This window comes from Chromobacterium sp. Beijing (genome assembly GCF_021496765.1).
In the GTDB taxonomy this organism is placed as follows: domain Bacteria; phylum Pseudomonadota; class Gammaproteobacteria; order Burkholderiales; family Chromobacteriaceae; genus Chromobacterium.
Map to the genome: position 1 here is coordinate 1,567,426 of NZ_CP053750.1, position 21,829 is coordinate 1,589,254.

General features: G+C 66.2%; 23 protein-coding genes. 13 read left to right on the forward strand and 10 right to left on the reverse strand.

The features are described from left to right. Positions 1–109: 109 nt before the first annotated feature. Positions 110–835: a metallophosphoesterase gene (locus tag HQN78_RS07400; RefSeq protein WP_158274272.1), complete on the forward strand. Its 726-nt coding sequence runs from the start codon at positions 110–112 to the stop codon at positions 833–835. A 69-nt stretch (positions 836–904) separates the two neighbouring features. Next, positions 905–1,300: a hypothetical protein gene (locus tag HQN78_RS07405; RefSeq protein ID WP_235088801.1), complete on the forward strand. Its 396-nt coding sequence runs from the start codon at positions 905–907 to the stop codon at positions 1,298–1,300. Positions 1,301–1,349: 49 nt separating this feature from the next. Here the strand turns inward: HQN78_RS07405 and HQN78_RS07410 are convergent, their stop codons facing one another. Next, positions 1,350–3,143: an ABC transporter ATP-binding protein/permease gene (locus HQN78_RS07410; protein ID WP_235088802.1), complete on the reverse strand. Its 1,794-nt coding sequence runs from the start codon at positions 3,141–3,143 to the stop codon at positions 1,350–1,352. Positions 3,144–3,479: 336 nt separating this feature from the next. Continuing rightward, positions 3,480–3,860 (reverse strand): Co2+/Mg2+ efflux protein ApaG, encoded by a 381-nt coding sequence (apaG, locus tag HQN78_RS07415; RefSeq protein WP_019101389.1) that lies wholly within the window; start codon positions 3,858–3,860, stop codon positions 3,480–3,482. A gap of 107 nt (positions 3,861–3,967) precedes the next feature. On the opposite strand from apaG, the gene rpe reads away from it, so the two are divergent. The 5 genes from rpe to HQN78_RS07440 all read left to right on the forward strand — a co-directional run bounded on the left by rpe (position 3,968) and on the right by HQN78_RS07440 (position 8,485). After that, positions 3,968–4,651, forward strand: coding sequence for a ribulose-phosphate 3-epimerase (rpe, locus tag HQN78_RS07420; protein WP_235088803.1), 684 nt, complete (start codon positions 3,968–3,970; stop codon positions 4,649–4,651). 29 nt (positions 4,652–4,680) lie between these two features. Beyond that, positions 4,681–5,436, forward strand: a complete 756-nt coding sequence (locus HQN78_RS07425) for an SDR family oxidoreductase (RefSeq protein ID WP_235088804.1) — start codon at positions 4,681–4,683, stop codon at positions 5,434–5,436. Between the two features lie 257 nt (positions 5,437–5,693). Then, positions 5,694–6,362, forward strand: coding sequence for a phosphoglycolate phosphatase (locus HQN78_RS07430; protein ID WP_107799227.1), 669 nt, complete (start codon positions 5,694–5,696; stop codon positions 6,360–6,362). A 138-nt stretch (positions 6,363–6,500) separates the two neighbouring features. Further along, positions 6,501–7,964 carry an anthranilate synthase component I gene (gene trpE / locus HQN78_RS07435; RefSeq protein WP_107799228.1) on the forward strand — a complete coding sequence of 488 codons (1,464 nt, stop codon included), beginning with the start codon at positions 6,501–6,503 and terminating at the stop codon, positions 7,962–7,964. A gap of 209 nt (positions 7,965–8,173) precedes the next feature. Continuing rightward, positions 8,174–8,485, forward strand: coding sequence for an N-acetyltransferase (locus HQN78_RS07440; RefSeq protein WP_255701245.1), 312 nt, complete (start codon positions 8,174–8,176; stop codon positions 8,483–8,485). Between the two features lie 6 nt (positions 8,486–8,491). Here the strand turns inward: HQN78_RS07440 and HQN78_RS07445 are convergent, their stop codons facing one another. After that, a complete protein-coding gene (locus tag HQN78_RS07445; protein WP_235088805.1) occupies positions 8,492–9,148 on the reverse strand; it encodes a phytanoyl-CoA dioxygenase family protein in 657 nt (218 codons plus the stop codon). A gap of 23 nt (positions 9,149–9,171) precedes the next feature. Here HQN78_RS07445 and HQN78_RS25475 point away from each other — a divergent pair, with 23 nt between their 5' ends. Together HQN78_RS25475 and HQN78_RS07450 are read left to right on the forward strand one after the other, a co-directional pair. Continuing rightward, the gene (locus HQN78_RS25475) at positions 9,172–9,297 is read left to right on the forward strand and encodes a hypothetical protein (protein ID WP_255701221.1); all 126 of its coding nucleotides are present in this window, start codon (positions 9,172–9,174) and stop codon (positions 9,295–9,297) included. A gap of 122 nt (positions 9,298–9,419) precedes the next feature. Beyond that, positions 9,420–10,352 carry a LysR family transcriptional regulator gene (locus HQN78_RS07450; RefSeq protein ID WP_235088807.1) on the forward strand — a complete coding sequence of 311 codons (933 nt, stop codon included), beginning with the start codon at positions 9,420–9,422 and terminating at the stop codon, positions 10,350–10,352. Positions 10,353–10,387: 35 nt separating this feature from the next. Here HQN78_RS07450 and HQN78_RS07455 read toward each other — a convergent pair whose 3' ends face one another. The 4 genes from HQN78_RS07455 to arfB all read right to left on the reverse strand — a co-directional run bounded on the left by HQN78_RS07455 (position 10,388) and on the right by arfB (position 13,392). Further along, a complete protein-coding gene (locus HQN78_RS07455; protein WP_235088808.1) occupies positions 10,388–10,999 on the reverse strand; it encodes a PolC-type DNA polymerase III in 612 nt (203 codons plus the stop codon). After that, positions 10,996–11,202, reverse strand: coding sequence for a hypothetical protein (locus HQN78_RS07460; protein ID WP_019101381.1), 207 nt, complete (start codon positions 11,200–11,202; stop codon positions 10,996–10,998). Before HQN78_RS07460 ends, HQN78_RS07455 begins: the two co-directional genes overlap by 4 nt. Positions 11,203–11,279: 77 nt before the next feature. Next, positions 11,280–12,902: a methyl-accepting chemotaxis protein gene (locus HQN78_RS07465; RefSeq protein WP_107799233.1), complete on the reverse strand. Its 1,623-nt coding sequence runs from the start codon at positions 12,900–12,902 to the stop codon at positions 11,280–11,282. An 82-nt stretch (positions 12,903–12,984) separates the two neighbouring features. After that, entirely contained in the window at positions 12,985–13,392 is a 408-nt protein-coding gene (gene arfB / locus HQN78_RS07470) for an alternative ribosome rescue aminoacyl-tRNA hydrolase ArfB (RefSeq protein ID WP_081544746.1), read from the reverse strand. Positions 13,393–13,559: 167 nt separating this feature from the next. Here arfB and HQN78_RS07475 point away from each other — a divergent pair, with 167 nt between their 5' ends. Further along, positions 13,560–14,741 (forward strand): diguanylate cyclase, encoded by a 1,182-nt coding sequence (locus HQN78_RS07475; protein ID WP_235088809.1) that lies wholly within the window; start codon positions 13,560–13,562, stop codon positions 14,739–14,741. A gap of 1 nt (position 14,742) precedes the next feature. On the opposite strand, the gene HQN78_RS07480 is transcribed toward HQN78_RS07475, so the two are convergent. Further along, a complete protein-coding gene (locus HQN78_RS07480) occupies positions 14,743–16,278 on the reverse strand; it encodes a thioredoxin family protein (protein WP_235088810.1) in 1,536 nt (511 codons plus the stop codon). A gap of 152 nt (positions 16,279–16,430) precedes the next feature. Between HQN78_RS07480 and HQN78_RS07485 the strand changes: the two genes are divergently transcribed. Then, entirely contained in the window at positions 16,431–17,660 is a 1,230-nt protein-coding gene (locus tag HQN78_RS07485; protein WP_235088812.1) for an amidohydrolase, read from the forward strand. Between the two features lie 31 nt (positions 17,661–17,691). On the opposite strand, the gene HQN78_RS07490 is transcribed toward HQN78_RS07485, so the two are convergent. Together HQN78_RS07490 and HQN78_RS07495 are read right to left on the reverse strand one after the other, a co-directional pair. After that, a complete protein-coding gene (locus tag HQN78_RS07490) occupies positions 17,692–18,876 on the reverse strand; it encodes an acetyl-CoA C-acyltransferase (RefSeq protein WP_235088813.1) in 1,185 nt (394 codons plus the stop codon). A 10-nt stretch (positions 18,877–18,886) separates the two neighbouring features. After that, positions 18,887–19,288 carry a MerR family DNA-binding transcriptional regulator gene (locus HQN78_RS07495; protein ID WP_019101375.1) on the reverse strand — a complete coding sequence of 134 codons (402 nt, stop codon included), beginning with the start codon at positions 19,286–19,288 and terminating at the stop codon, positions 18,887–18,889. Between the two features lie 136 nt (positions 19,289–19,424). Between HQN78_RS07495 and HQN78_RS07500 the strand changes: the two genes are divergently transcribed. After that, entirely contained in the window at positions 19,425–20,273 is an 849-nt protein-coding gene (locus HQN78_RS07500; protein WP_235088814.1) for a 3-hydroxybutyryl-CoA dehydrogenase, read from the forward strand. Positions 20,274–20,324: 51 nt separating this feature from the next. Then, complete coding sequence (locus HQN78_RS07505; protein WP_107799239.1) at positions 20,325–21,827, forward strand: CoA-acylating methylmalonate-semialdehyde dehydrogenase; 1,503 nt, start codon at positions 20,325–20,327, stop codon at positions 21,825–21,827. The last annotated feature ends 2 nt before the right edge of the window (positions 21,828–21,829 follow it).

Below are 21,829 nucleotides of genomic sequence, written 5' to 3' on the forward strand. Positions count from 1 at the left end.
TAAGCCTTTGATAGTCAAATCAAAACAATTCTAATTGTGAAACTATCAACACAATGACAAAACCATTGGCATGGCGCAAAATAGCCGCACCCCACCCCCGAGTTCGAGCATGATTCTGAAGCTGCAACGCAATACCCAAGGCCGCGATTGGGCGGTCGGCGACATTCACGGCTGCTTCCGCCAATTGTCGCGTTTGCTGAAAATGGCCGCCTTCAATCCCGAGTGCGACCGACTGTTGTCGGTCGGCGACATGATAGACCGCGGCGCCGACAGCGCGGCGGTGCTGGAGTGGCTGGCGCAACCGTGGTTCTACGCGGTGCGCGGCAATCACGAACAATTGGCGATCGATTCGATACTGGGCGACAAGCAAGCCGAAATCCGCCACGTCAACAACGGCGGCTCCTGGTTGCTGACCCTGCCCGCGCCTCAGCGACAAGCCTGCCTGGCCGCTTTTCAGCGCCTGCCCTACGCGATAGAGGTCAGTGACGCGGACGGCGGCAAGATCGGCGTGGTGCACGCGGATTGCCCCGGCAACGACTGGGACGCGCTGGCCGCCGGCCTAGCCAACGGCACGCTGCCGGAAAGCGGCCGCAACGTCGCGCTGTGGTCGCGGGAACGCGCGCGCCACGGCCGCGGCGGCGTTGTGCGCGGCGTGGACCTGCTGCTGGTGGGCCATACCCCGCAAACCAGCGCCACCCGCTTCGACAATGTGTTGAACCTGGACACCGGCGCCGTCTACGGCGGCAAACTGACCCTGTTCTGCCTGAACGACTTCGTCGAACTATCGCTGCCCAGCGAAGACGACGCCCTGCTCGGTTTCCACCTGCACGATTAGCGCGACGGTGGCGCGCCGCGGCCGGGATGGCTAGAATGCGGCGCTCTGACTTTTTCCCAGGAGCCCAAGATGGCGAGCAAGAAAGCCGCGACCAAGCCCCAGGCGCAGCAACGCCAGCAACAGGACAAGCGCTGGAACGCCGCGGAGCAGGCCTGCCGCGAAATCATGAGCTTGCTGGAGGCTTTGCAGCCCAGCCTGGCCGCTCAGCAAACCTCGGAGCAGTACGCGCAGATGGCGGCCGTGTACTACAAGAAAATCCGCAACGGCCGGGTGCTGTCGGCCGGCGATTTCAATCTGGCCGCCGACGTGGCCGCCAGCGCCCGCCGCGCCTTACAGGCGCTGTCCCCCGCGCTGGACTTCGCCGGCCACCCTCAAAGCGCGGACTGCCAGCGCATGCTGACGCTGGCCGACGCCGTACTGGCGGCGATGAGCGAACTCAAGGCCGCCGGCCGACGCCAGCCCTGAGCCGGTTCAAGACCGCGGCGCTCCCGCGCGGCAGACTTGGAACAGGTTCTCAGACGTCGTCGGTCGCCGGCTGCTCCGTCTGCTGCAAACGCCACATCTCGGCGTAGCGGCCGCCGCGCTCCAACAGCTCGCGGTGGCTGCCCTGCTCCAGCACGCGCCCGGCCTCCATCACCAGGATCTGGTCGGCGTCGACGATGGTGGACAGCCGGTGGGCGATGATCAGCGTGGTGCGGTTGGCTGAGATCTCGGCCAATTCGCGCTGGATCGCCTTCTCGGTGCGCGAATCCAGCGCGCTGGTGGCCTCGTCGAAGATCAGGATGGGCGGATTCTTCAGAATGGTGCGCGCAATCGCCACCCGCTGTTTTTCCCCGCCGGACAGCTTGAGGCCGCGCTCGCCCACCATCGTGTCGTAACCGTCCGGCAGACTGCTGACGAAATCGTGGATGTGCGCGGACTTGGCCGCTTCCATCACTTCCTCGCGGCTGGCGCCGGGCCGGCCGTAGGCGATGTTGTAATACACCGTGTCGTTGAACAGCACCGTGTCCTGCGGCACGATGCCGATATGGGCGCGCAGGCTGTCCTGGCTCAGCTCGCGGATATCGCGGCCGTTGACCAGGATGCGGCCCTCGCCGACGTCGTAATAGCGAAACAGCAGCCGCGACAGCGTGGATTTTCCCGCGCCGCTGGCGCCGACCACCGCCAGCGTCTTGCCGGCCGGGATGTCGAAGCTGACCTCGTTCAGAATCCGCCGCTTGCTCTCGTAAGCGAAGCCCACCTGTTCAAAGCGCACCGCGGCCGCCGGCGCGGCCAGCACCGCCGCCCCCGGCGCGTCCGCCACCTCCTCGTTGGCGCCCAGCAGCGCGAACATGCGCTCGATGTCGGCCAGCGAATGCTTGATCTCGCGGTAGACGAAGCCGAGGAAGTTCAAGGGCGCGTACAACTGGGTGATGAAAGTAGCCACCAGCACCACGTCGCCCACCGTCATCCGCCCGGCCACCACCTCGCGCGCGGACAAAACCATGATCAGGGTGACGCCGCTGGCGATGATCAGGCCCTGGCCGGCGTTGAGCATGGACAGCGACACCTGGTTCTTGATCGCCGACGCTTCCCAGGCCGCCAGATTCTTGTCGTAGCGCGCCGCCTCGTAGCCTTCGTTGTTGAAATATTTGACCGTCTCGTAATTGAGCAGCGCGTCTATCGCCTTGGCGTTGGCCTTGGAGTCCAGATCGTTCATGCTGCGGCGGTAGACGGTGCGCCACTCGGTCACCACCAGGGTGAAGGCGATGTAGACGGCGATGGTGCCGAAGGTCACCAGCGCGAACGGCCAGGCGTAGCGGTGCAGCAGAATGGCGGTGACCATGCCGATTTCCAGCAAGGTGGGCAGGATGTTGAACACGGTGAAGTTCAGCAAAAAGCCTATGCCCTTGGTGCCGCGCTCGATGTCGCGGCTCATGCCCCCGGTCTGACGCTCCAGGTGAAAGCGCAGCGACAGCCGCAGCAGATGCTGGAACACGCCGCCGGCCACGCTGCGCACCGCGCCCTGTATCACCCGCGCGAACACCGCGTCGCGCAGCTCGCCCAGCACGCTGGACAGCAGACGGGCGCAGCCGTAGCCGGCCAGCGCCAGCACCGGCAAGGCCAACAGGGTGGCCGGCACCGAGAGTTGATCGACGATGTCTTTCAGGTACAAGGGCGTGCTGACCGCGGCCACCTTGGCCAAAATCATACAGGACAGCGCCAGCAGCACCCGCCACTTGAACACCCATAAATAGGGCACAAGCGTCTTGAGGGTGGCGATATCGTTGCGGCGGTCCGGAGCCGGGCCGGAATGGGTAAAACGCATATTTGGGATTGCCTGTTGCGTCAAGCTGTTCCAAAGTGAGAATTGAGTTGTCTTGCGAACATCATCAACGCTCGCCAGGGGGCGCGGACATGTGGATATTATTGCTGGAAGCGGCGATTGCCGGCGGATTGGCCACCTTCATCGTGTGGTGGACCTGGCCCAGGGAAAAATAGCGCCGCCGGCTTTGCGAAGTCTCAGAGCCTGTTCAAAGTCCAGCGAGCGGGGGCGAGACAAGGCGTTGCGGCCGAAAATGCGCAATGGCCAAGCGGCGCATGGGCATTCCTAAGCCGGTTTCAACGCTGTATCGCCAGGGCTCGGCGGACTTTGAACGGGTTCTCAATGCAGCACGCGCGGCGCCACCAGATTCATCTCGGGGATTTCCGCCTCGAAACGCTTGCCGTCGTCGGCCAGAAACTGATAGCTGCCCTTCATTGAGCCGTAAGGCGTTTTCAGATGGGTGGCGCTGGAATAGTCGAAAGACTGGCCCGGCTCGATGCGCGGCTGCTCGCCCACCACCCCCATGCCGCGCACTTCCTGAACCTGCTCGTTGGCGTCGGCGATGATCCAGTGGCGGCTGACCAGCTGCGCCGGCTCGCTGCCGGTATTGGTGATGCGGATGCGATAGCCGAACACATAAATGTCGTTGGCCATATTGGATTGTTCTTCGATGTAATGCGGTTCGGCTTCCACTTCGACACGGTAGGTTTTTTCCGCCATGTTCAGCGCTCCTTTTGTTGTTTGTGCTTCATTTTATCCCGCCGGAACGCTTTTGGCGCGGTAGAATGTGGCCATCCCGTGTTCATCCTTGCCCAAAGCAACGCCCTATGCGCACTTTCCGTATTGCTCCCAGCATTCTTTCCGCCGATTTTTCCTGTCTTGGCCAAGAGGTTCGCGACGTGATCTCCGCCGGCGCCGACATCATCCATTTCGACGTGATGGACAATCACTACGTGCCCAACCTGACCATAGGGCCTATGGTGTGCGAAGCCATCCTCCCGCACTGCGAGGGCACGCCCATCGACGTGCATCTGATGGTGAAGCCGGTGGACAGCCTGGCCGCCGCCTTCGCCAAGGCCGGCGCGAACATCATCACCTTCCATCCGGAAGCCTCCGAGCACGTCGACCGCACGCTGGGCCTGATCAAGGACGCCGGCTGCAAGGCCGGCCTGGTGTTCAACCCGGCTACCTCCTTGTCCTATCTGGACCATGTGATGGACAAGATAGACATGGTGCTGATCATGTCGGTGAACCCGGGCTTCGGCGGCCAGAAGTTCATCCCGCACGCGCTGGACAAGGTGCGCGAGGCGCGCCGCCGCATCGATGAATACACCGCCAGGCACGGCGGCGAAATCTGGCTGGAAGTGGACGGCGGCATCAAGACCGACAATATCCGCGCGGTGGCCGAAGCCGGCGCCGACACCTTCGTCGCCGGTTCCGCCATCTACGGCCAGGCCGATTACAAGACCGTGATCGACGAGATGCGCGCCGAGCTGGCCCAACTCCGCTGAAACCGGCCCTCACCCCAGGAGCACAGAATATGCACGCCTTCATCGTGACCGGCGCCTCCCGCGGCCTTGGCCTGGCGCTGACCGAAGCCCTGCTCGCCGACGGCTACCGCGTCGCCGGCCTGGCGCGCGGCGCCGTGGACGCGCTGGCCGCGCTGACGCGCCGTTACCCGGAACGCCTGAGCGCCATAGACGCCGACCTCTCCGACGCCGCCGCGGTGGCGCCGGCCATCGCCGCCGCGCTGGAACAGCTGGAGCCGGCCGACTGCGCCAGCCTCAACCTGATCAACAACGCCGGCGTGGTGACGCCCATCGCCCAGGCCGGCCATTACCCGGCCGAAGACCTGGTCCGCGCGCTGGCGATCAATCTGGCGGCGCCGATGCTGGCTACGGACGCGCTGCTGCGCGCCAGCGCCGGCCTCAAGGCCCGCCGCCGCATCCTGAACATTTCCTCAGGCGCCGCCGCCAAACCCTACCCGGGCTGGAGCGTGTACTGCACCACCAAGGCCGGGCTGGACCACTTCAGCCGCAGCGTGGCCGCGGAACAGGCCGGCCAGGACAACGCCGCGCACATCGTCGCGCTCTATCCCGGCGTGGTGGACACCGACATGCAGGCCAGCATCCGCGGCAGCGACGCCGAGCAGTTCCCGCAGAAAGCCCGTTTCGACGCGCTGAAGGCGGACGGCGAACTGAGCACCCCGGCCGCCGCCGCGCGCCGCATCGTCGACCATCTGCTGTCGCCGGCTTTTGGCCTGCAAACCGTGGTGGACATCCGCAACCTGGGCTGAGAACCTGTTTACGATCTGCTGCGCGTCGGCGGGATGGATAGAAATGGGCGTTGAAACCGAGCTCAAAATGCTCATGTACCACGTGTACATTCCGCTTTTTCGCTCGTTTCCGCCTTGTCTCGCCTTAGCTCGCGAGATCGTAAACACGTTCTGAGAAGCGGTTCAAAACCTGCCGCGCGTAGCGAGGCGCGACACGGCAAGCCCGCCTTAAACTAAACCAAACCGGCGGCGGCCAAGGCCGCCGCGCTGAAACGCTTATGAACCTGAAACACATCAAAGCCGTCGCCTTCGATCTGGACGGCACCCTGGTCGATTCCATCCCGGATCTGGCCGCCGCCGCCAACGCCATGCGCGAACATCTGGACCTGCCGCCGCTGCCGGCGCTGCGCATTCAAGAACACGTCGGCGACGGCATCGCCAGCCTGGTGCACCGCGCGCTGACCAATGAGCGCGACGGCCAGGCCGATCCGGCGCTGTGGGAACGCGGCTACGTCTTCTTCATCCAGTACTACCGCGAGCACCTGAGCGACAACACCACCATCTATCCGGGCGTGACCGACGGCCTGGGCCTGCTGCGCGCGCTGCAGCTGCCGCTGGCGGTGATCACCAATAAATCCGAACGGCTGGCGCTGCCGCTGCTGGAACAACTGGGGCTGCGCGATTGCTTCAGCCTGGTCATCGGCGGCGACACCCTGGCGGAAAAGAAACCGTCGGCGCTGCCCTTGCTGCACGTTTGCCAGGTTTTGGGCATACAACCTGAACAGATGGCCATGGTCGGCGACTCCGCCAACGACGTGCTGGCCGCCCGCAATGCCGGCTGCGCCGCCGTGGCCGTCAGCTACGGCTATGCCGACGCCGCCGCGCTGGGCGCCGATCTCACGGTGTCCAATATTGCCGAACTATACGATTTGATGAAGAATAGCTGATCAGCTGATAACTTCTTTTACGGATGACGACTTCATGACGAAGCAAGGATACCGGCTTGGATGCCGATGGCGCCGCTCAATGCCTGTTTGACAAGCTGCATTCGACCTCACCACGACCACAAGAGCGCAGGACCCGCCATGACCCATGAAGAATTCAACCGCCTGGCCGCCGCCGGCTACAACCGCATTCCGGTCAGCCTGGAATTGTTCGCCGATCTCGACACTCCGATGTCGGTCTACCTGAAGCTGGCCAACCAGCCCTATTCCTATCTTTTGGAGTCCGTCGTCGGCGGCGAGCGCTTTGGCCGCTACTCCTTCATCGGCCTGCCGTCCACCACCCGCTTGCGGGTCAACGGCCAGCAGGTGCAGGTGGAATACGGCGACAAGGTGATCGAGCGTCACAGCGGCGATCCGCTGGCCTTCATCGAAGCCTTCCAACAGCGCTTCCGCACCCCGCCGCAACCCGGCCTGCCGCGCTTCGCCGGCGGTCTGGTCGGCTATTTCGGCTACGACACCATACGCCACATCGAAAAGCGGCTGTCCGAAACCAGCAAGCCCGACACCATAGGCACGCCGGACATGCTGCTGATGGTGTCCGAGGAATTGGCCGTGGTGGACAATCTGTCCGGCAAGCTTTATCTGATCGTCTACGCCGATCCGGAAGTGCCCAACGCCTTGCTGAAAGCCGAGGCGCGACTGGCGCAACTGCGCGCCCGCCTGCGCGAACCGCTGGAAGCGCCCTTGTCCTTGCCGGCCCAAGGCACGCAATCGGCGTCGGAATACGGCGAACAGGCGTTCAAGGACGCGGTGTCCGCCTGCAAGCGCTACATCCACGACGGCGACATCATGCAGGTGGTGCTGTCGCAGCGCATGCAGATGCCGTTCGCGGAGTCCCCGCTCAGCCTCTACCGCGCGCTGCGCAGCCTGAACCCGTCGCCCTATATGTTCCTCTATCACTTCGACGACTTCCACGTGGTGGGCGCCTCGCCGGAAATCCTGGTGCGCCGCGAACAGGACACTGTCACCGTGCGCCCCATCGCCGGCACCCGCCCGCGCGGCCAGACCCGCGAGCAGGACGAGGCGCTGGCGGCCGAATTGCTGGCCGACCCCAAGGAAATCGCCGAACACGTGATGCTGATGGATCTGGGCCGCAACGACGTAGGCCGCGTCGCCGCCACCGGCAGCGTGCGCGTCACCGACAATATGGCGATCGAGCGCTATTCCCATGTGATGCACATCGTGTCCAGCGTGGAAGGCAAGGTCGGCCCCGAGGTGTCGAACATCGATGTGCTCAAGGCCACTTTTCCGGCCGGCACCCTGTCCGGCGCGCCCAAGGTGCGGGCGATGGAGATCATCGACCAGTTCGAGCCCAGCAAGCGCGGCATCTACGGCGGCGCGGTCGGCTATCTGGGCTTCAACGGCGATATGGACCTGTGCATCGCCATCCGCACCGCGGTATTGAAGAACCGCATGCTCTATGTGCAGGCCGGCGCCGGCATCGTCGCCGACTCCTCGCCGGACATGGAATGGCAGGAAACCCAGAACAAGGCGCGCGCCGTTCTGCGCGCCGCGGCGCTGGCCCAGCAAGGACTGGACGCCTGATCTGAACAAACGGCCCGCCTTGGCGGGCCGTTCTCTTATGGTGCAAAACACCGCGTCTCCAAGCTCGACGTCAGGAGAAAAACGCTGAGCCAACCCATCGCCTTGCGCCCGGCCGTCCGCGGCGACCTCGCCTTCCTACTGGCGCTGCGCCGCGCCAGCATGGGTCCCCATCTGCAAACGGCGGGCCGCCCTGTGATGAAGATGCACTCCTGAGCCGAGTCCACGATGGTTTCGAACACGCCTCCATCATCCTCGAAGGCGAACGGGACATCGGTCTGCTCAAAGTCGCGCGCCGGCTCCCCGCTTGGCGGTTGATCCAGTTGCAACTGCTGCCGGACTGCCATGGCCGCGGCCTGGGCGGCAAGCTGATCCGCAGTCTGCAACGCGAGGCCGAACACGCAGGAGCCGCCTTGGAACTCAGCGTGCTGGAGCGTAATCCGGCGCGACGGCTCTACCTGCGCCTAGGCTTTGTCGATATCCAATACGCCGACGGCGAATTCCTGATGCGCTGGACCGCCTGACAGACCTCAGGCCGCCGGCCACAGCACCGGAAACCAATCCTCGCGCAGGCGCTGGCCCGGCCTCATGCCGTGCTCCGGATACGGCGGCGAGGTGCGTCCCGGACGCTCGGCGTAACGCGCGTCGTCGCCCAGCCAGCGCAAGGACAGCGCGCGCCGCCGTCCGCCGCCGGGATTGCCGCGCGCGCCGTGCACGGTGCGGAAATCGAACAGCACCGCGTCGCCCGGCTCCAAAGCCCACTCCAGCACCCGCATGCCCGGCTCGCTGTCCGGATCCGGCGCGTCGCGGTAGCGGCGCGCGTCGCCCTCGTAGAAGCCGGAATCGTCTTTCCAGCGCACCGGCCGCACCCATTCCTCCCAGCGATGCGAACCGGCGACCAGCCGCAAAGTGGCTTCGCGCACCGGGTCCACCGGAATCCAGAAACTGGCGGTCTGTTCGCCGTCGACGAAGTAATACGGGATGTCCTGATGCCAGGGCGTGGGCTTGTGAGTGCCGGGCTCCTTGACCAGCACATGCTCGTGGAAGAATTGCGCGCGGGTCGAGCGCATCAGGGTAGCCGCGGCCGCGGCGGCCGGCGACTCCGTCACCACCGCCTCGAATTCGGGAATACGCCGCCAGTTGCAATAATCCTCGAAGAAGGAGCCCGGCTCGCCGGCGGCGACCACATTGCCGGCGTAGGGCCGGGCGCATGCAGATTACGCTCGATGCCGGCGGCGATGACATCCACCCAATCGCGGAACAGGCCGCGCAGGCAGACGGCGCCGTCGCGCTGAAAGGCGGCGATGTCGGCGGTGGACATTTCGGGACAGGCTGACATGGGCTTCTCCTCCTCTTGTATGGATACACGCCGCCACTGCGGGCGACTGCCCTCACTATCAGCGCAAGTCCATGCCAAAATAAAATAATATGTTTTGATCATTCTCCTCGGAAAAAGCGATGAAGCTGACCTTGCGTCAATTGCGCTACGCGCTGGCCGTGGCCCGTCACGGCGGCATCAGCGCCGCGGCCGAACGGCTGAACGTCTCCCAGCCGGCGGTATCCGCCGCCGTCGGAGAGCTGGAAGGCATCCTGGGACAGGCCTTGTTCGTGCGCACCCGCGGCTCCGGCATGGCGACGACGCCGTTTGGCCGGCAAGCGCTGGCGCAGGCGCGACGGACCGTGGAAGCCGCGATGGCGTTGGAGGGGCTGGCCGACGGCGCGGACGCCTTGGCCGGGGAATTGGCCTTGGCTTGCTTCGAGGATCTGGCGCCCTACTGTCTGCCGCCCTTGCTGCGCGCGCTGCGCGAGCGGCATCCGTCCTTGCGCGTGGAGCCGCGGGAGTGCGGCTTCGACCTGATCGGCCCGCAATTGCTGCAAGGCGGGCTGGACGTCGCCATCAGCTACGATCTGGCGCTGCCGCCCGCGCTGGCGCTGACCGAACTGCGCACGCTGGCGCCCCACGCGCTGCTGGCGGCCGATCATCCGCTGGCGCGAAACGAACAGGTGGGCTTGAGGGAATTATGCGAATGGCCGCTCTTGCTGACCGAGCAGGCGCACAGCGGCCCGCATTTTCTGGACTTGCTGCGCATGCACGGCCTGCGGCCGGCCCGGCTGGAGTCGGTCCGCAGCCTTGAGCTGCAACGCGGCATGGTGGCTCACGGCCTGGGCGTGGCCATCGCCTACACCCGGCCCAGCGGCGACCACAGCTATGACGGCCGGCCGCTGGCGCTGCGGCCCATCGCCGATCCGCTGCCGGCACAACGCATCGTGCTGGCCTGCCTGCGGGAGCGCGCGGAGACGCCGGCCGTCGCCGCCTTGCGCGAACGGGCGCTGGCCTGGTTCGCGGCCAGACCGGAGTTTGGCGTCGGCACGCCAGACGAAAGCGGCTGAGATTTGCGCCGCCTCATCACGACGCGGACCGCGGTTCAGCCGGCCTGGGCTTGCAGATACTGGCCTATCTTGGCCGTGCTGATCTTCTGCATGCCGCACAGCTGGCCGTGCTCACACAGATGCGCGCCATAGCGGCTGCTCAGTTCGCCCTGCAAATGCGATAGCAAATGCGCGGCCATTTCCGCGTCGGCCAGCGCGCGGTGGGCGCGGCCGGTGTCCGGCAGGCTCAGCCAGCGCGCCAAAGTGCCCAGCTTGTGGTCCGGCGCCTGCGGCAGCACCCGGCGCGACAGCAGCAGGGTGCAGGCGAAGTCCTGGCTGCGCGACAGGCCCAGCTGGGCCAGCTCGTAGTCCCAGAACTTGCGGTCGAAGCTGGCGTTGTGAGCGGCCAGCGGCGTGTCGCCGACGAAGCGCGCCGCTTCGGCCATCGCCACCGCCGGCGGCGGCGCGTCGCGCAGCATCGCGTTGCTGATGCCGGTCAGCCGCTCAATCATCGGCGGAATCCACACCCCGGCGTTGATCAGGCTTTGGTAACGGCCGACGATGCGGCCGTCCTCCAGCAGCGCCACGCCGATTTCGGTGGCGCGACAGTCGCGTCCCGGGGACGCGCCGTTGGTTTCGAAATCGATGACGGCGATGCGTCGACTCATTTCAGCGCCGCCCGCGCCGCCTCTTCCGGGCTCAGGCCGTCGTAGTACTGGTCGGTGTACCACTCCGCCTGTTCCTCGATATGCTCCTGCGCCTCCGCCACCGTGGCGCCGGCCGCCACCAGATGGGTTTCCACCTCGGCGCACCATTCCAGCAACGCGCGGGTTTCCTCGTCCAACTCGTCTTGTTTTTGTTTCTTGGCCATGGCCGAATCCTCACATCGCTTTCGCGTGTCGAAAAACCGTGCATTCTACCCGCGCCGGCCGTGACGGCCAAACCGGATCAGACCCGCATATGGCGGATGGACTCGCTCAGTTCGCCAAAATGGCCGCGCAGCTGCAGCAATTCGTCCTGCACCTGCTCCACCGAACGGCTGGTGGTCCCGGCATGCTGGGTCACCGCGTCGACGTTGACCAGGATTTGCGCGCCGGCCTCTTTTTGATTGTCCAGCAGCCGGGAAATATTGCGGATGCGCTCCTCCGCCACCCCAGCCTGGCGGCCGATCTGGTCCACCATGCCGCCCAGCTGCTTCACCAGCTCCACGCCCTGCTCCACCTGGCCTACGCCGTTTTCCATGCCGCTGACCACTTGCTCCGAGGTGGCTTGCAGCTGGGAAATGACGTTGACGATGTCCGCCGTCGCCTGCGAAGTGCGCTCCGCCAGCGCGCGCACCTCGTCGGCCACCACGGCGAAACCGCGGCCGGATTCGCCGGCGCGCGCGGCTTCGATGGCGGCGTTCAAGGCCAGGAGATTGGTTTGCTCGGCAATGCCGCGGATCGAATCCACCATGCCGCCTATCTTGCGGATGTCGCCCTCCAGCAATTGCACACTGTTGGCGCTGTGATGAATGGTCTGGGCCAGGTTGCCGATATTGCCCACGGTCTGCTGCACCGCCTTGCTGCCCTCGCTCGAGCATTGACCCACTTCGCCGGCGATCCGCAAAGTGCTGTCGGCGTGCTCGGCCACGCTGGCCAGGTGGTCGGCCAATTGCTGGATGGCGCCGGCCATGGACTGCGCCGAATCGGTTTGCAGCCGGCTGGCCTGCTCCACGCTCTGGGTGAGCTGGGAAATCTCGTCGACGGAGTCTCCCAGCGCACCGGAAGTCTGGCCCACCTTGCCGACAATGCCTTGCAAGGTGTCCATCAAGGTGTTGAATTCGCCGATGGCGGCGCCCAGCTCGTCGCGCCGCCCCGCCTGCGCGCGGATGGACAGATCGCCGCTGCGCTCTATGCGTTGCGCCGCGTCCTTGAAACGCTCGATCGGCGGCAGCACCGAACGCGCCACCCACCAGCACAGCAAGGCCATCAGCAAGGCCGCGGCCAGCGCCGCGACGATGATGAGCACGGCGGCCACGCCCACCTGCGCCACCGTGCTGTCGTTCTGCCGCCGCGAACCGTTGTCGATGGCGTCGGCCAGTTTTTCCATCTTGTCTTCCAGCAGCGCGAAGTCCTGCTGGAAATCCTTCAGCTTGGCCGTCGCCTGTTCCGGCTGGTCGAAGCCGACCGCGACGATGGCGGCGGCGGCGGCGGTGTAGCGCTCCACCACCGGCAGGATCTGCTGCAGCAAGGCGCGGGCGTCGGGATCGTTGATCTTGTCCTGGTTTTCCTTCATCGCGCCGAGAAAGCGCTTGCGGTGCTCGTCCACGTCCTTGCGGATTTCCGTCAGCGCGGCGCGATCGCCGTTCTTCTGCGCCAGCATCAGCGCCAGAACGTCGCCGTGCACCGCGTCGTGCATCATGTCGGCGTCCATCTGCCGGCGCACCGCGCCCTGGCTGTCCAACAACTCATTGATGCTGCGCGCCAGGTGCGCCGTGCTTTGGTAGCCGACCGCGCCGATCAGCAGGCAGGACACCACTATGCCGAAAGCCAGCAGCTGCAGCTGCGCCCTAATCGTCAAGCCTTTCATCGCGGCCCCTTTGCCTCAATATTAATGCCCACAGCATTAACACTAATACATTCCCGCGATTCCGCCGAAGCAATTGGGCCGGCTATAGATCCACTTTGCCGCGCAGGGACTTGACCTCGCCGCGCCGCGTCTTGCCGGCCAGCCGCCGCTGCTTGGAGCCGTAAGTGGGTTTGGTGGCGCGGCGCGCCTTGGGGATGTGGCTGGCGGCGTCGACCCAGGCCTGCAGGCGCTGCAGCGCGTCGGCGCGGTTCAATTCCTGAGTGCGGTGCTGCTGCGCCTTGATCACCAGCACCCCGTCCTTGTTCAAGCGTTGGTCCGGCTGGGCCAGCAGCCGCTCGCGCAGCCATTCCGGCAAGGAGGAGGCGCGCACGTCGAAGCGTAGGTGCACCGCCGACGACACTTTGTTGACGTTTTGCCCGCCCGCGCCTTGCGCGCGCATCGCGCTGAATTCCACTTCGCGCTCGCTGATCGGATACCGCGGCTTGTCCATGATGCAGACCAACAATCAAAAGAGATAATTGTAGCGCACCCGCCGCATCCCATGGCATGGGGCGGCGTTTTATTTCAGAGTGAAATTGTATGAATATCAATAGACTGCTATTGTCGTGCGCTTGCCTGGCCGATACCCTGCCAGACGCTCCTTGCCCATAGAACACGATGTCATTTTTCCTCGACCCACGGACAACGCTGGCTTGCACCGCCGGCTACAGCCTGGTCATCTCCCTGGTCACCTTCCTGTTCTGGCGACGCAGCCAGCGCCAGCCCGCCGTATTGGCGCTCGCCATCGGCGGCCTGCTGGACGCGGCAGCCGGCCTGCTCTACCTGGCCCCGCTGGATCTGGACCCCGCCTTGATCTCCATCGGCGCCAAGCTGTTGATCCAGCTGGCCGCCTTGCAGGTGCTGATCAGCATCGAGCGTTTTTACAATCATTCCAGCCAATACAGCCTGCCCTTGGGACTGGCCTTGATCTTCATTCCGCTGCTGCTGTTCGCCCACGACGGACTGGCGCATTCGGCGCTGGCCCGCCACGCCATCTTCTCGCTGGGCGGCTGCCTGCTGTGGGGGCTGATTGCCTGGCGGCTGTGGCAGGCGGAACAAGACAGCCCGCGCGCCGGCAAATCCCTGGCCTCGGCGCTGGCGGTGCTGACCCTGCTGCTGGAGCTGACGCAGTTGGCGCTGGCCCTGTCTTCCGGACAGCCGGAAATGGAAGTGGCCAGCCAAAGACAGAACCTCTTGCTGCTGATGACGCAGTGGTCCGGCTACGGCGTGGTGGTGTGCCAGCTCTACCTGGTGTACGAACGGGCGATGGATCAGCTGTTGCAGCAATCGCGCAGCGACAGCCTGACCCGCTTGCTGAACCGGCGCAGCTTCGACGAGGAGGCGGTGACGGCCTTCCGCCTGGCTCAGCGCGAGCGGCGCGCCTTGTCGCTGATCGTGCTGGATCTGGACCATTTCAAAAGCATCAACGACCGCCACGGCCACCTGGCCGGCGACCAGGCGCTGACCGCGCTGGCGGACTGTCTGCGCCGGCAGGCGCGGCAGACCGATCTGATCGGCCGCCACGGCGGCGAGGAATTCTGCATCCTGCTGCCGGACACCGGCCGCGAACAGGCGGCGCAGGTGGCGGAGCGCTTGCGCGCCGCCATCGCCCGCATCGAACTGCCGCTGCCGGACGCCGGCGCGCGGCTGCGTTTCACCGCCAGCCTGGGCGTGGCCTGTCTGAACAGCAGCCACGCCTCGCTGGAAAGCCTGTTCTGCGAGGCCGACGCCATGCTCTACCAGGCCAAGCATCACGGCCGCGACAAGGTGATGCTGTCGGCGCTGCCCGCCGCCGGTTGACTCAAGAGCGAGCGGACTGCGCCAGGCCCTCGCACACCGGCTTTTGCGGATCGCCGGCCGGCAGCTTGCCGCACACCTCGTCCAGCTGCCCGGCCAGCCGCGCCAGCGCCGCCGCCTGCTGTTGCTGCCGGCCCCAGGCTTTAAGCCGGTTCACCGCTTTTTCCAGCGAGCGCCGATTGCGCTCGTAGAAGGCGCTGGGCGTGCCGCCCGCTTCCTTGAAAATGGCGCTGGCGGTACTCTCTATCCGCTTCTCGTCCGCCGGCGCCAGCTCAATCGCCCCGCTCAGATAGCTGACGCCCCATTGCAGCCGCGTGGCCGGGCCGTTGGCCGCTTCGTAAGCCTGCCGATACCAGTCCAGCGCCGCGGCCTTGTCGCCGCGCTGCTTGGCGTTGGAGGCCAGGATCAGCATGTGGTAGTACGGCGCGTGGGAGCGGCTCAGTTCCGCCTTCAGCAGCGCGTCGGATTCGTCCAGCCAGCCGGCTTGCGTCAGCAGGTCGGCGCCGGCGGTGATCACCGCCTGGCGTTCGTAAGGATTGCCGGTGGCCTTGTCCGCGGCCGCCACCCGCTGTTTGACTTCCTCGCGCAAGGATCGCGGCAGCTCGCCCTTGGGCTGGTTCAGACGCGCCAGCGCCAGCCGCGACGACAAGGCGCCCAGGCGGTCCGCGGTGGACAAGCCCGCGTCCGCGGCCAGTTTTTCCAGCGCGGCGTCCCATTGCGCCGCCAAGGCCTGGCGCGGCGCCCCTTCCGCGCTCAGCGCCTTGACGATGTCGGCGGCGCTATTGATCAGGATGTCGGCGTTGGCGCGCGGCCGCGCCAAGGCGGCGCCTGCGACGCTCAAGCCCTGCGCGCGGTCCGGCACCGGCGCCTCCTCGCCGGCAGCCGCGGCCAGCGCTTTCAGCTTCAGCCGCAGCGCGGTGGCCGCCGGCTGCGCCGGCGCCTTGTCCGCCAAACCCGCCAGCGTCGCCGCCACCTGTTTCTCCGGCACGATCTGCGCCTGATCGGTGTCCCAGGAATAATCCGCCAGCAATTGCCAATCGCCGTCCGCCAGCTTGTCCCCGGCCAAGGCCGCCTGCAGCAGCGCCTTCACCGGCCGCGCCGCCGCCAGCCCCAGTTCCAGCGTGCGCAAATAGCGCTCCGGGTCCACCTCGCCCGGCAGGCGGGTGATCTCGGCGCCGTCCGGCCGGAACAGAATCATGGTCGGGTAGCCGCGCACTTTGAATTCGCTGCCCAGTTTTTGCGCGTCCGGGCTGTCCCCGTCCAGGTAGACCGGCACGAACTGGCGGGTGCGGGCGATGAAGTCCTGGCGGTTGAAAATGGTGGCCTTGACCTGGTTGCACGGCGGGCACCATACCGCGCCCCAGTACAGGAACAGCGGCTTGTTTTCCGATTTGGCCTTGGCGAAGGCCGCCGGCACATCGCCCTGCAGCCAGGCGATGCCGGGCGGCAAGGCGTGGCCGTCAACCGGCGCGGAGGCCGCCTGCGCCGGCAAGGCCAGGCTGGCGGCGACAAAAGCCAGCGAGATCAAGGTAAGCTTCATCGCAGAATTCTCTTAGAGTTGGTTTGTCGAACCATGCTAACGCAATTATTCGAACGTAATAAAGTGCAATCCCTTCTGTGCTTAGCGATAAAAAATCCATTGTCGCGCGCGCGCCGCGCGACGCCGCCACTCCCGCCGCAAGGACACCGCGCATGACCGCCCTACCCGCCTACTGGCTTGGCCCCTTATTGCTGGAAGACGGCTTCGAACGCGACGCCGCCGGCCAGATCGTCGCCACCGCCACCCGCCGCGCCCATTTGCTGATCGCCGACGGCCGCATCGCCGAACTGCGCTTCGACGCCGTCCCGGAAGACGGGCGGCCGCGCCGGGACGCGCGCGGCTGGCTGGCGCTGCCGGCCTTCGCCGACATGCACATCCACCTGGACAAAGGCCATTACGGCGGGCCTTGGCGCGCCGCCACGCCCTTCGTCAGCGTGGCGGAGCGCATCCGCGAGGAACAAGGTTTCCTGCTGGATTTCCTACCGGACACCCGGCGCCGCGCCGAAACGCTGCTGGACCTGATCGCCGCCGACGGCGTCGCCTTCGCCCGCGTGCATTGCAATGTGGACCCGGTGGCCGGTCTCGCCACCATGGAGCAAGTGCGCCTGGCGCTGGACAGCCGCAAGCATTGGCTGGATTACGAGCTGGTCGCCTTCCCTCAGCACGGTCTGCTGTCCGGCGGCACCCTCAAGCTGATGGACCAGGCGCTGACCTCCGGTTTCAATGTGGTGGGCGGGCTGGACCCGGCCAGCGTGGACGGCGACATCGAACGCTCGCTCCACGCCACGCTGGAGCTGGCGGTTAAGCACGGCGCGCCGGTGGACCTGCATCTGCACGAGCGCGGCGAGCTGGGCGCCTACACGCTGGAACGGCTGGCGCGGCTGAGCGAATCGGCCGGCCTGGCCGGCCGGGTCAGCGTCAGCCACGCTTACTGTCTGGGGGAACTGGAACCGGCCCGGCTGGACCAGGTGTGCGCGGCGCTGGCCGCCAGCGGCATCGCCATCGTATCGGCGGCGCCCATCGACGTGCCGATGCCGCCGCCGCGCGTCCTGGCCGCGCACGGCATTCCGCTGAGCCTGGGCAACGACAATATCAACGACCACTGGACGCCCTACAACAGCGGCAGCATCGTCGAGCGCGCCAGCCGTCTGGGCGAGCGCCACGGCTGGAACGATGAATACTCGCTGAGCCGCGCCTTGCGCCACATCAGCCGCGGCCTGACGCCGCTGGACGACGCCGGCCGCCGCGTGTGGCCGCAAGTCGGCGACGCCGCCGATCTGACCCTGGTGGACGCCTGTTGCTCCGCCGAGCTGATCGCCCGCCGCAAGCCGGTGCGCGGCGTGCTGCGCGGCGGCCGGCCAGGCTGGTGGGCCGAGGGCTAGGCCCAACCAAGCTTCGCCGCCTGAAAAGCGCTTACAGCAACTCCAGCGCCATCGCCGTCGCCTCGCCGCCGCCTATGCACAGGCTGGCCACGCCGCGCTTGCCGCCGCGCTGACGCAGCGCCGACAGCAAGGTGATGATGATGCGCGCGCCGGAGGCGCCGATGGGGTGGCCCAGCGCGCAGGCGCCGCCATGCACATTGACCTTGTCGTGCGGCAGGCCCAAGTCCTGCATCGCCGCCATGGTCACCACGGCGAAGGCTTCGTTGATCTCGTAGAGATCGACGTCGCCGGCGCTCCAGCCCGCCTGGGCCAGCAGCTTGCGGATCGCCTCCACCGGCGCGGTGGTGAACCAGCCCGGTTCCTGAGCGTGGGTAGCGTGGCCGACGATGCGGGCCAGCGGGCGCAGGCCGCGGCGCGCCGCCTCCTCCGCCGTCATCAACACCAGCGCGGCGGCGCCGTCGGAAATGGAACTGGCGTTGGCCGGCGTCACCGTGCCGTCCTTCTTGAACGCCGGTTTCAACGTCGGAATCTTGTCGACGTTAGCCTTCAAGGGCTGCTCATCGGTGTCCACCACCTGCTCGCCGCCGCGGCCGCTGACCGTCACCGGCGCGATCTCGTCGCGGAACAGGCCGTCGCGGATGGCCGCCTGGGCGCGGTTCAGCGAGGCGATGGCGAAAGCGTCCTGGGCCTCGCGGCTGAAGCCGTACTTCTCCGCGCACCATTCGGCGAACACCCCCATCAGCTTGCCCTTGTCGTAAGCGTCCTCCAGGCCGTCCAGGAACATATGGTCCTTGATTTCGCCATGGCCCAGGCGCAGGCCGGCCCGCGCCTTGGTCATCAGATAGGGCGCGTTGCTCATGCTCTCCATGCCGCCGGCCACCATCACCCGCGCGCTGCCGGCGCGCAAGAGATCATGGGCCAGCATCGCCGCCTTCATGCCGGAGCCGCACATCTTGTTGACCGTGGTGCAGTTCACCGCCAGCGGCAGGCCCGCGCCCAGCGCCGCCTGACGCGCCGGCGCCTGGCCCTGACCGGCCGGCAGCACGCAGCCGATGATGGCTTCGTCGATGTCCGCCGCCGGAACGCCGGCGCGCTCCACCGCGGCCTGGATCGCCGCCGCGCCCAGCTCCGCCGCCGTCTTGGCCGCCAAAGCGCCCTGGAAGCCGCCCATGGCGGTGCGCGCCATGCCCACGATCACGATGTCTTGCTGTTGCATTGCTCACTCCTCAAGTCGATTGCCGGGCATCCGCGCCGCGCTTGTCCAGCGTTTTCTCGCACTGATGCCGCAATTGGGAAATTTCGCTCAATACCACCTTGATGTCTTCCATCTGCTCCAGCAGCTGCTGTTCCTTGCGCTGCAGGATGCGGATGAATTCATGCAGCTGCGGCGCGTCGTCGCTGGCCGCGTCGTAGAGCGCGAACAGCTCGCGGATTTCCTGCAGGGACAGGCCGATGCGCTTGCCGCGCAGAATCAACATCAGCCTCACCCGGTCGCGCCGGCTGTAGATGCGGCGCTGCCCCGCCCGCAGCGGCTCCAGCAATTGCTGGTCTTCGTAAAAGCGGATGGTGCGCGTGGTCACGTCGAACTCCTGCGCCAATTCGGTAATGCTGTAGGTCTGCTCCGCCATCTTCCTCTCCCGCCTCCCCGGCGCCGCCGGACCATTCGCGCAACATTCGCCGTTGCGCTTGTCATTGTTGATTGACGTTAACGTAAACGTCAAGCTATCTTGAATGCAGCATAGAGCAAATAGTCGAGGAAACAACATGCAAGCCAAAATCGCAGTGGTGGGCGCCGGCACCATGGGCAACGGCATCGCCCAGGTCTTCGCCAGCCACGGTTACGAAGTGCGCCTGGCCGACGTCAGCCAGGCCGCGCTGGACAAGGGCCTGGCCGCCGTCGCCTCCAGCCTGGCGCGCCTGGTGAAGAAGGATCAGCTGGCCGAGGCCGACGTCCCCGCCATTCTCGCCCGGATCCAAACCACCACCCGCCTGGCCGATCTGGCCGACCGCGACCTGGTGGTGGAAGCCGCCACCGAGAACGCCGCGGTCAAGGAAAGCATCTTCCGCGAACTGGCCTCCGTGGTGCGCCCGGACGCGGTGCTGGCGTCCAATACCTCGTCGATTTCACTGACCCGCATCGCCAGCTGGGTCAGCCAGCCGGAGCGCGTGGTGGGCATGCATTTCATGAACCCGGTGCCGGTGATGCAGCTGGTGGAAATCATCCGCGCGCTGCAAACCGGCGACGCCGCCTACCGGCTGGTCTACGAATTGAGCCAGGCGCTGGGCAAAACCCCGGTCACGGTCAAGGACGCCGCCGGCTTCGTTTCCAACCGGGTGCTGATGCCGATGATCAACGAGGCCGCCTTCACGCTGCACGAAAACCTGGCCAGCGCCGAGGACATCGACACCGTGATGAAACTGGGCATGAACCATCCCATCGGCCCGCTGGCCTTGGCGGACCTGATCGGCCTGGACACCTGCTTGTCCATCATGGACATCCTCTACACCGAATTCCGCGACAGCAAATACCGCGCCTGCCCGCTGCTGGCCCAACTGGTGCAGGCCGGCCACCTGGGCCGCAAGAGCGGCAAGGGCTTTTACAGCTACGCCTGAGCCGGCGCCGCCGGCAACGGGCTTTACTCAAGATCAGACGGAGGCAGCACCATGACCCAGGCAGTCCCCACCATCAAATTGCTGATCGGCGGCGAATTCGTCGAATCCCGCAGCGCCGAATGGCGTGACATCGTCAACCCGGCCACCCAGGAAGTGCTGGCGCGGGTGCCGATGGCCACCCAGGACGAAGTCGACGCCGCCGTCAGCGCCGCCAAGACCGCCTTCGCCGGCTGGAAGAAAACCGCCATCGGCGCGCGCGCGCGCATCTTCCTGAAATACCAGCAGCTGATCCGCGAGCACATGAAGGAGCTGGCGGCGCTGCTGACCGCCGAGCAGGGCAAGACCCTGGCCGACGCCGAGGGCGACATCTTCCGCGGCCTGGAAGTGGTGGAGCACGCGTCCGCCATCGGCAATCTGCAACTGGGCGAATACGCGGAGAACGTCGCCGGCGGCGTCGACACCTATACCGTGCTGCAGCCGCTGGGCGTCTGCGCCGGCATCACCCCGTTCAACTTCCCGGCGATGATTCCGCTGTGGATGTTTCCGATGGCCATCGCCACCGGCAACACCTTTGTGCTCAAGCCCTCAGAACAAGACCCGATGGTGACCATGCGCCTGGTGGAGCTGGCGCTGGAAGCCGGCATCCCGCCCGGCGTGCTCAATGTGGTGCACGGCGGCGAACAGGTGGTCAACGCGCTGTGCGACCACCGCGACATCAAGGCGGTGTCCTTCGTCGGCTCCACCAAGGTGGGCACCCATGTGCACCAGCGCGCCAGCCTCAACGGCAAGCGCACCCAATGCATGATGGGCGCCAAGAACCACGCCATCGTGTTGCCGGACGCCAATAAGGAACAGGCGCTGAACCAACTGGCCGGGGCCGCTTTCGGCGCCGCCGGCCAGCGCTGCATGGCGCTGTCGGTGGCGGTGCTGGTGGGCGAGGCCCAGCAGTGGATTCCGGAGCTGGTGGCCAAGGCACGCGGCCTGAGCGTGGGCGCCGGCAAGGACAACCCGGACCTGGGCCCGCTGATCTCCTGCGCCGCCCGCGAACGCGTGGCCGGCCTGATCGGCCGCGGCGTGGAAGAAGGCGCGCGCCTGGAGCTGGACGGCCGCGACATCCAGGTGGCCGGCTACGAGCGCGGCAACTTCGTCGGCCCCACCATCTTCTCCGGCGTCAAACCGGAAATGAGCGTCTACCACCAGGAAGTCTTCGGCCCGGTGCTGTGTCTGATGGCGGCGGATTCGCTGGACGACGCCATCGCCATCGTCAATGCCAACCCCAACGGCAACGGCACCGCGGTGTTCACCCAGAGCGGCGCGGCGGCGCGCAAATTCCAGGAAGAAATCGACGTCGGCCAGGTGGGCATCAACGTGCCCATCCCGGTGCCGGTGCCGCTGTTCAGCTTCACCGGTTCGCGCGGCTCCAAGCTGGGCGACCTCGGTCCTTACGGCAAACAGGTCGTGCTGTTCTACACCCAGACCAAGACCGTCACCAGCCGCTGGTTCGACGACGCCGCCAGCGGCGGCAAGGTCAACACCACCATTTCGCTGCGCTGACC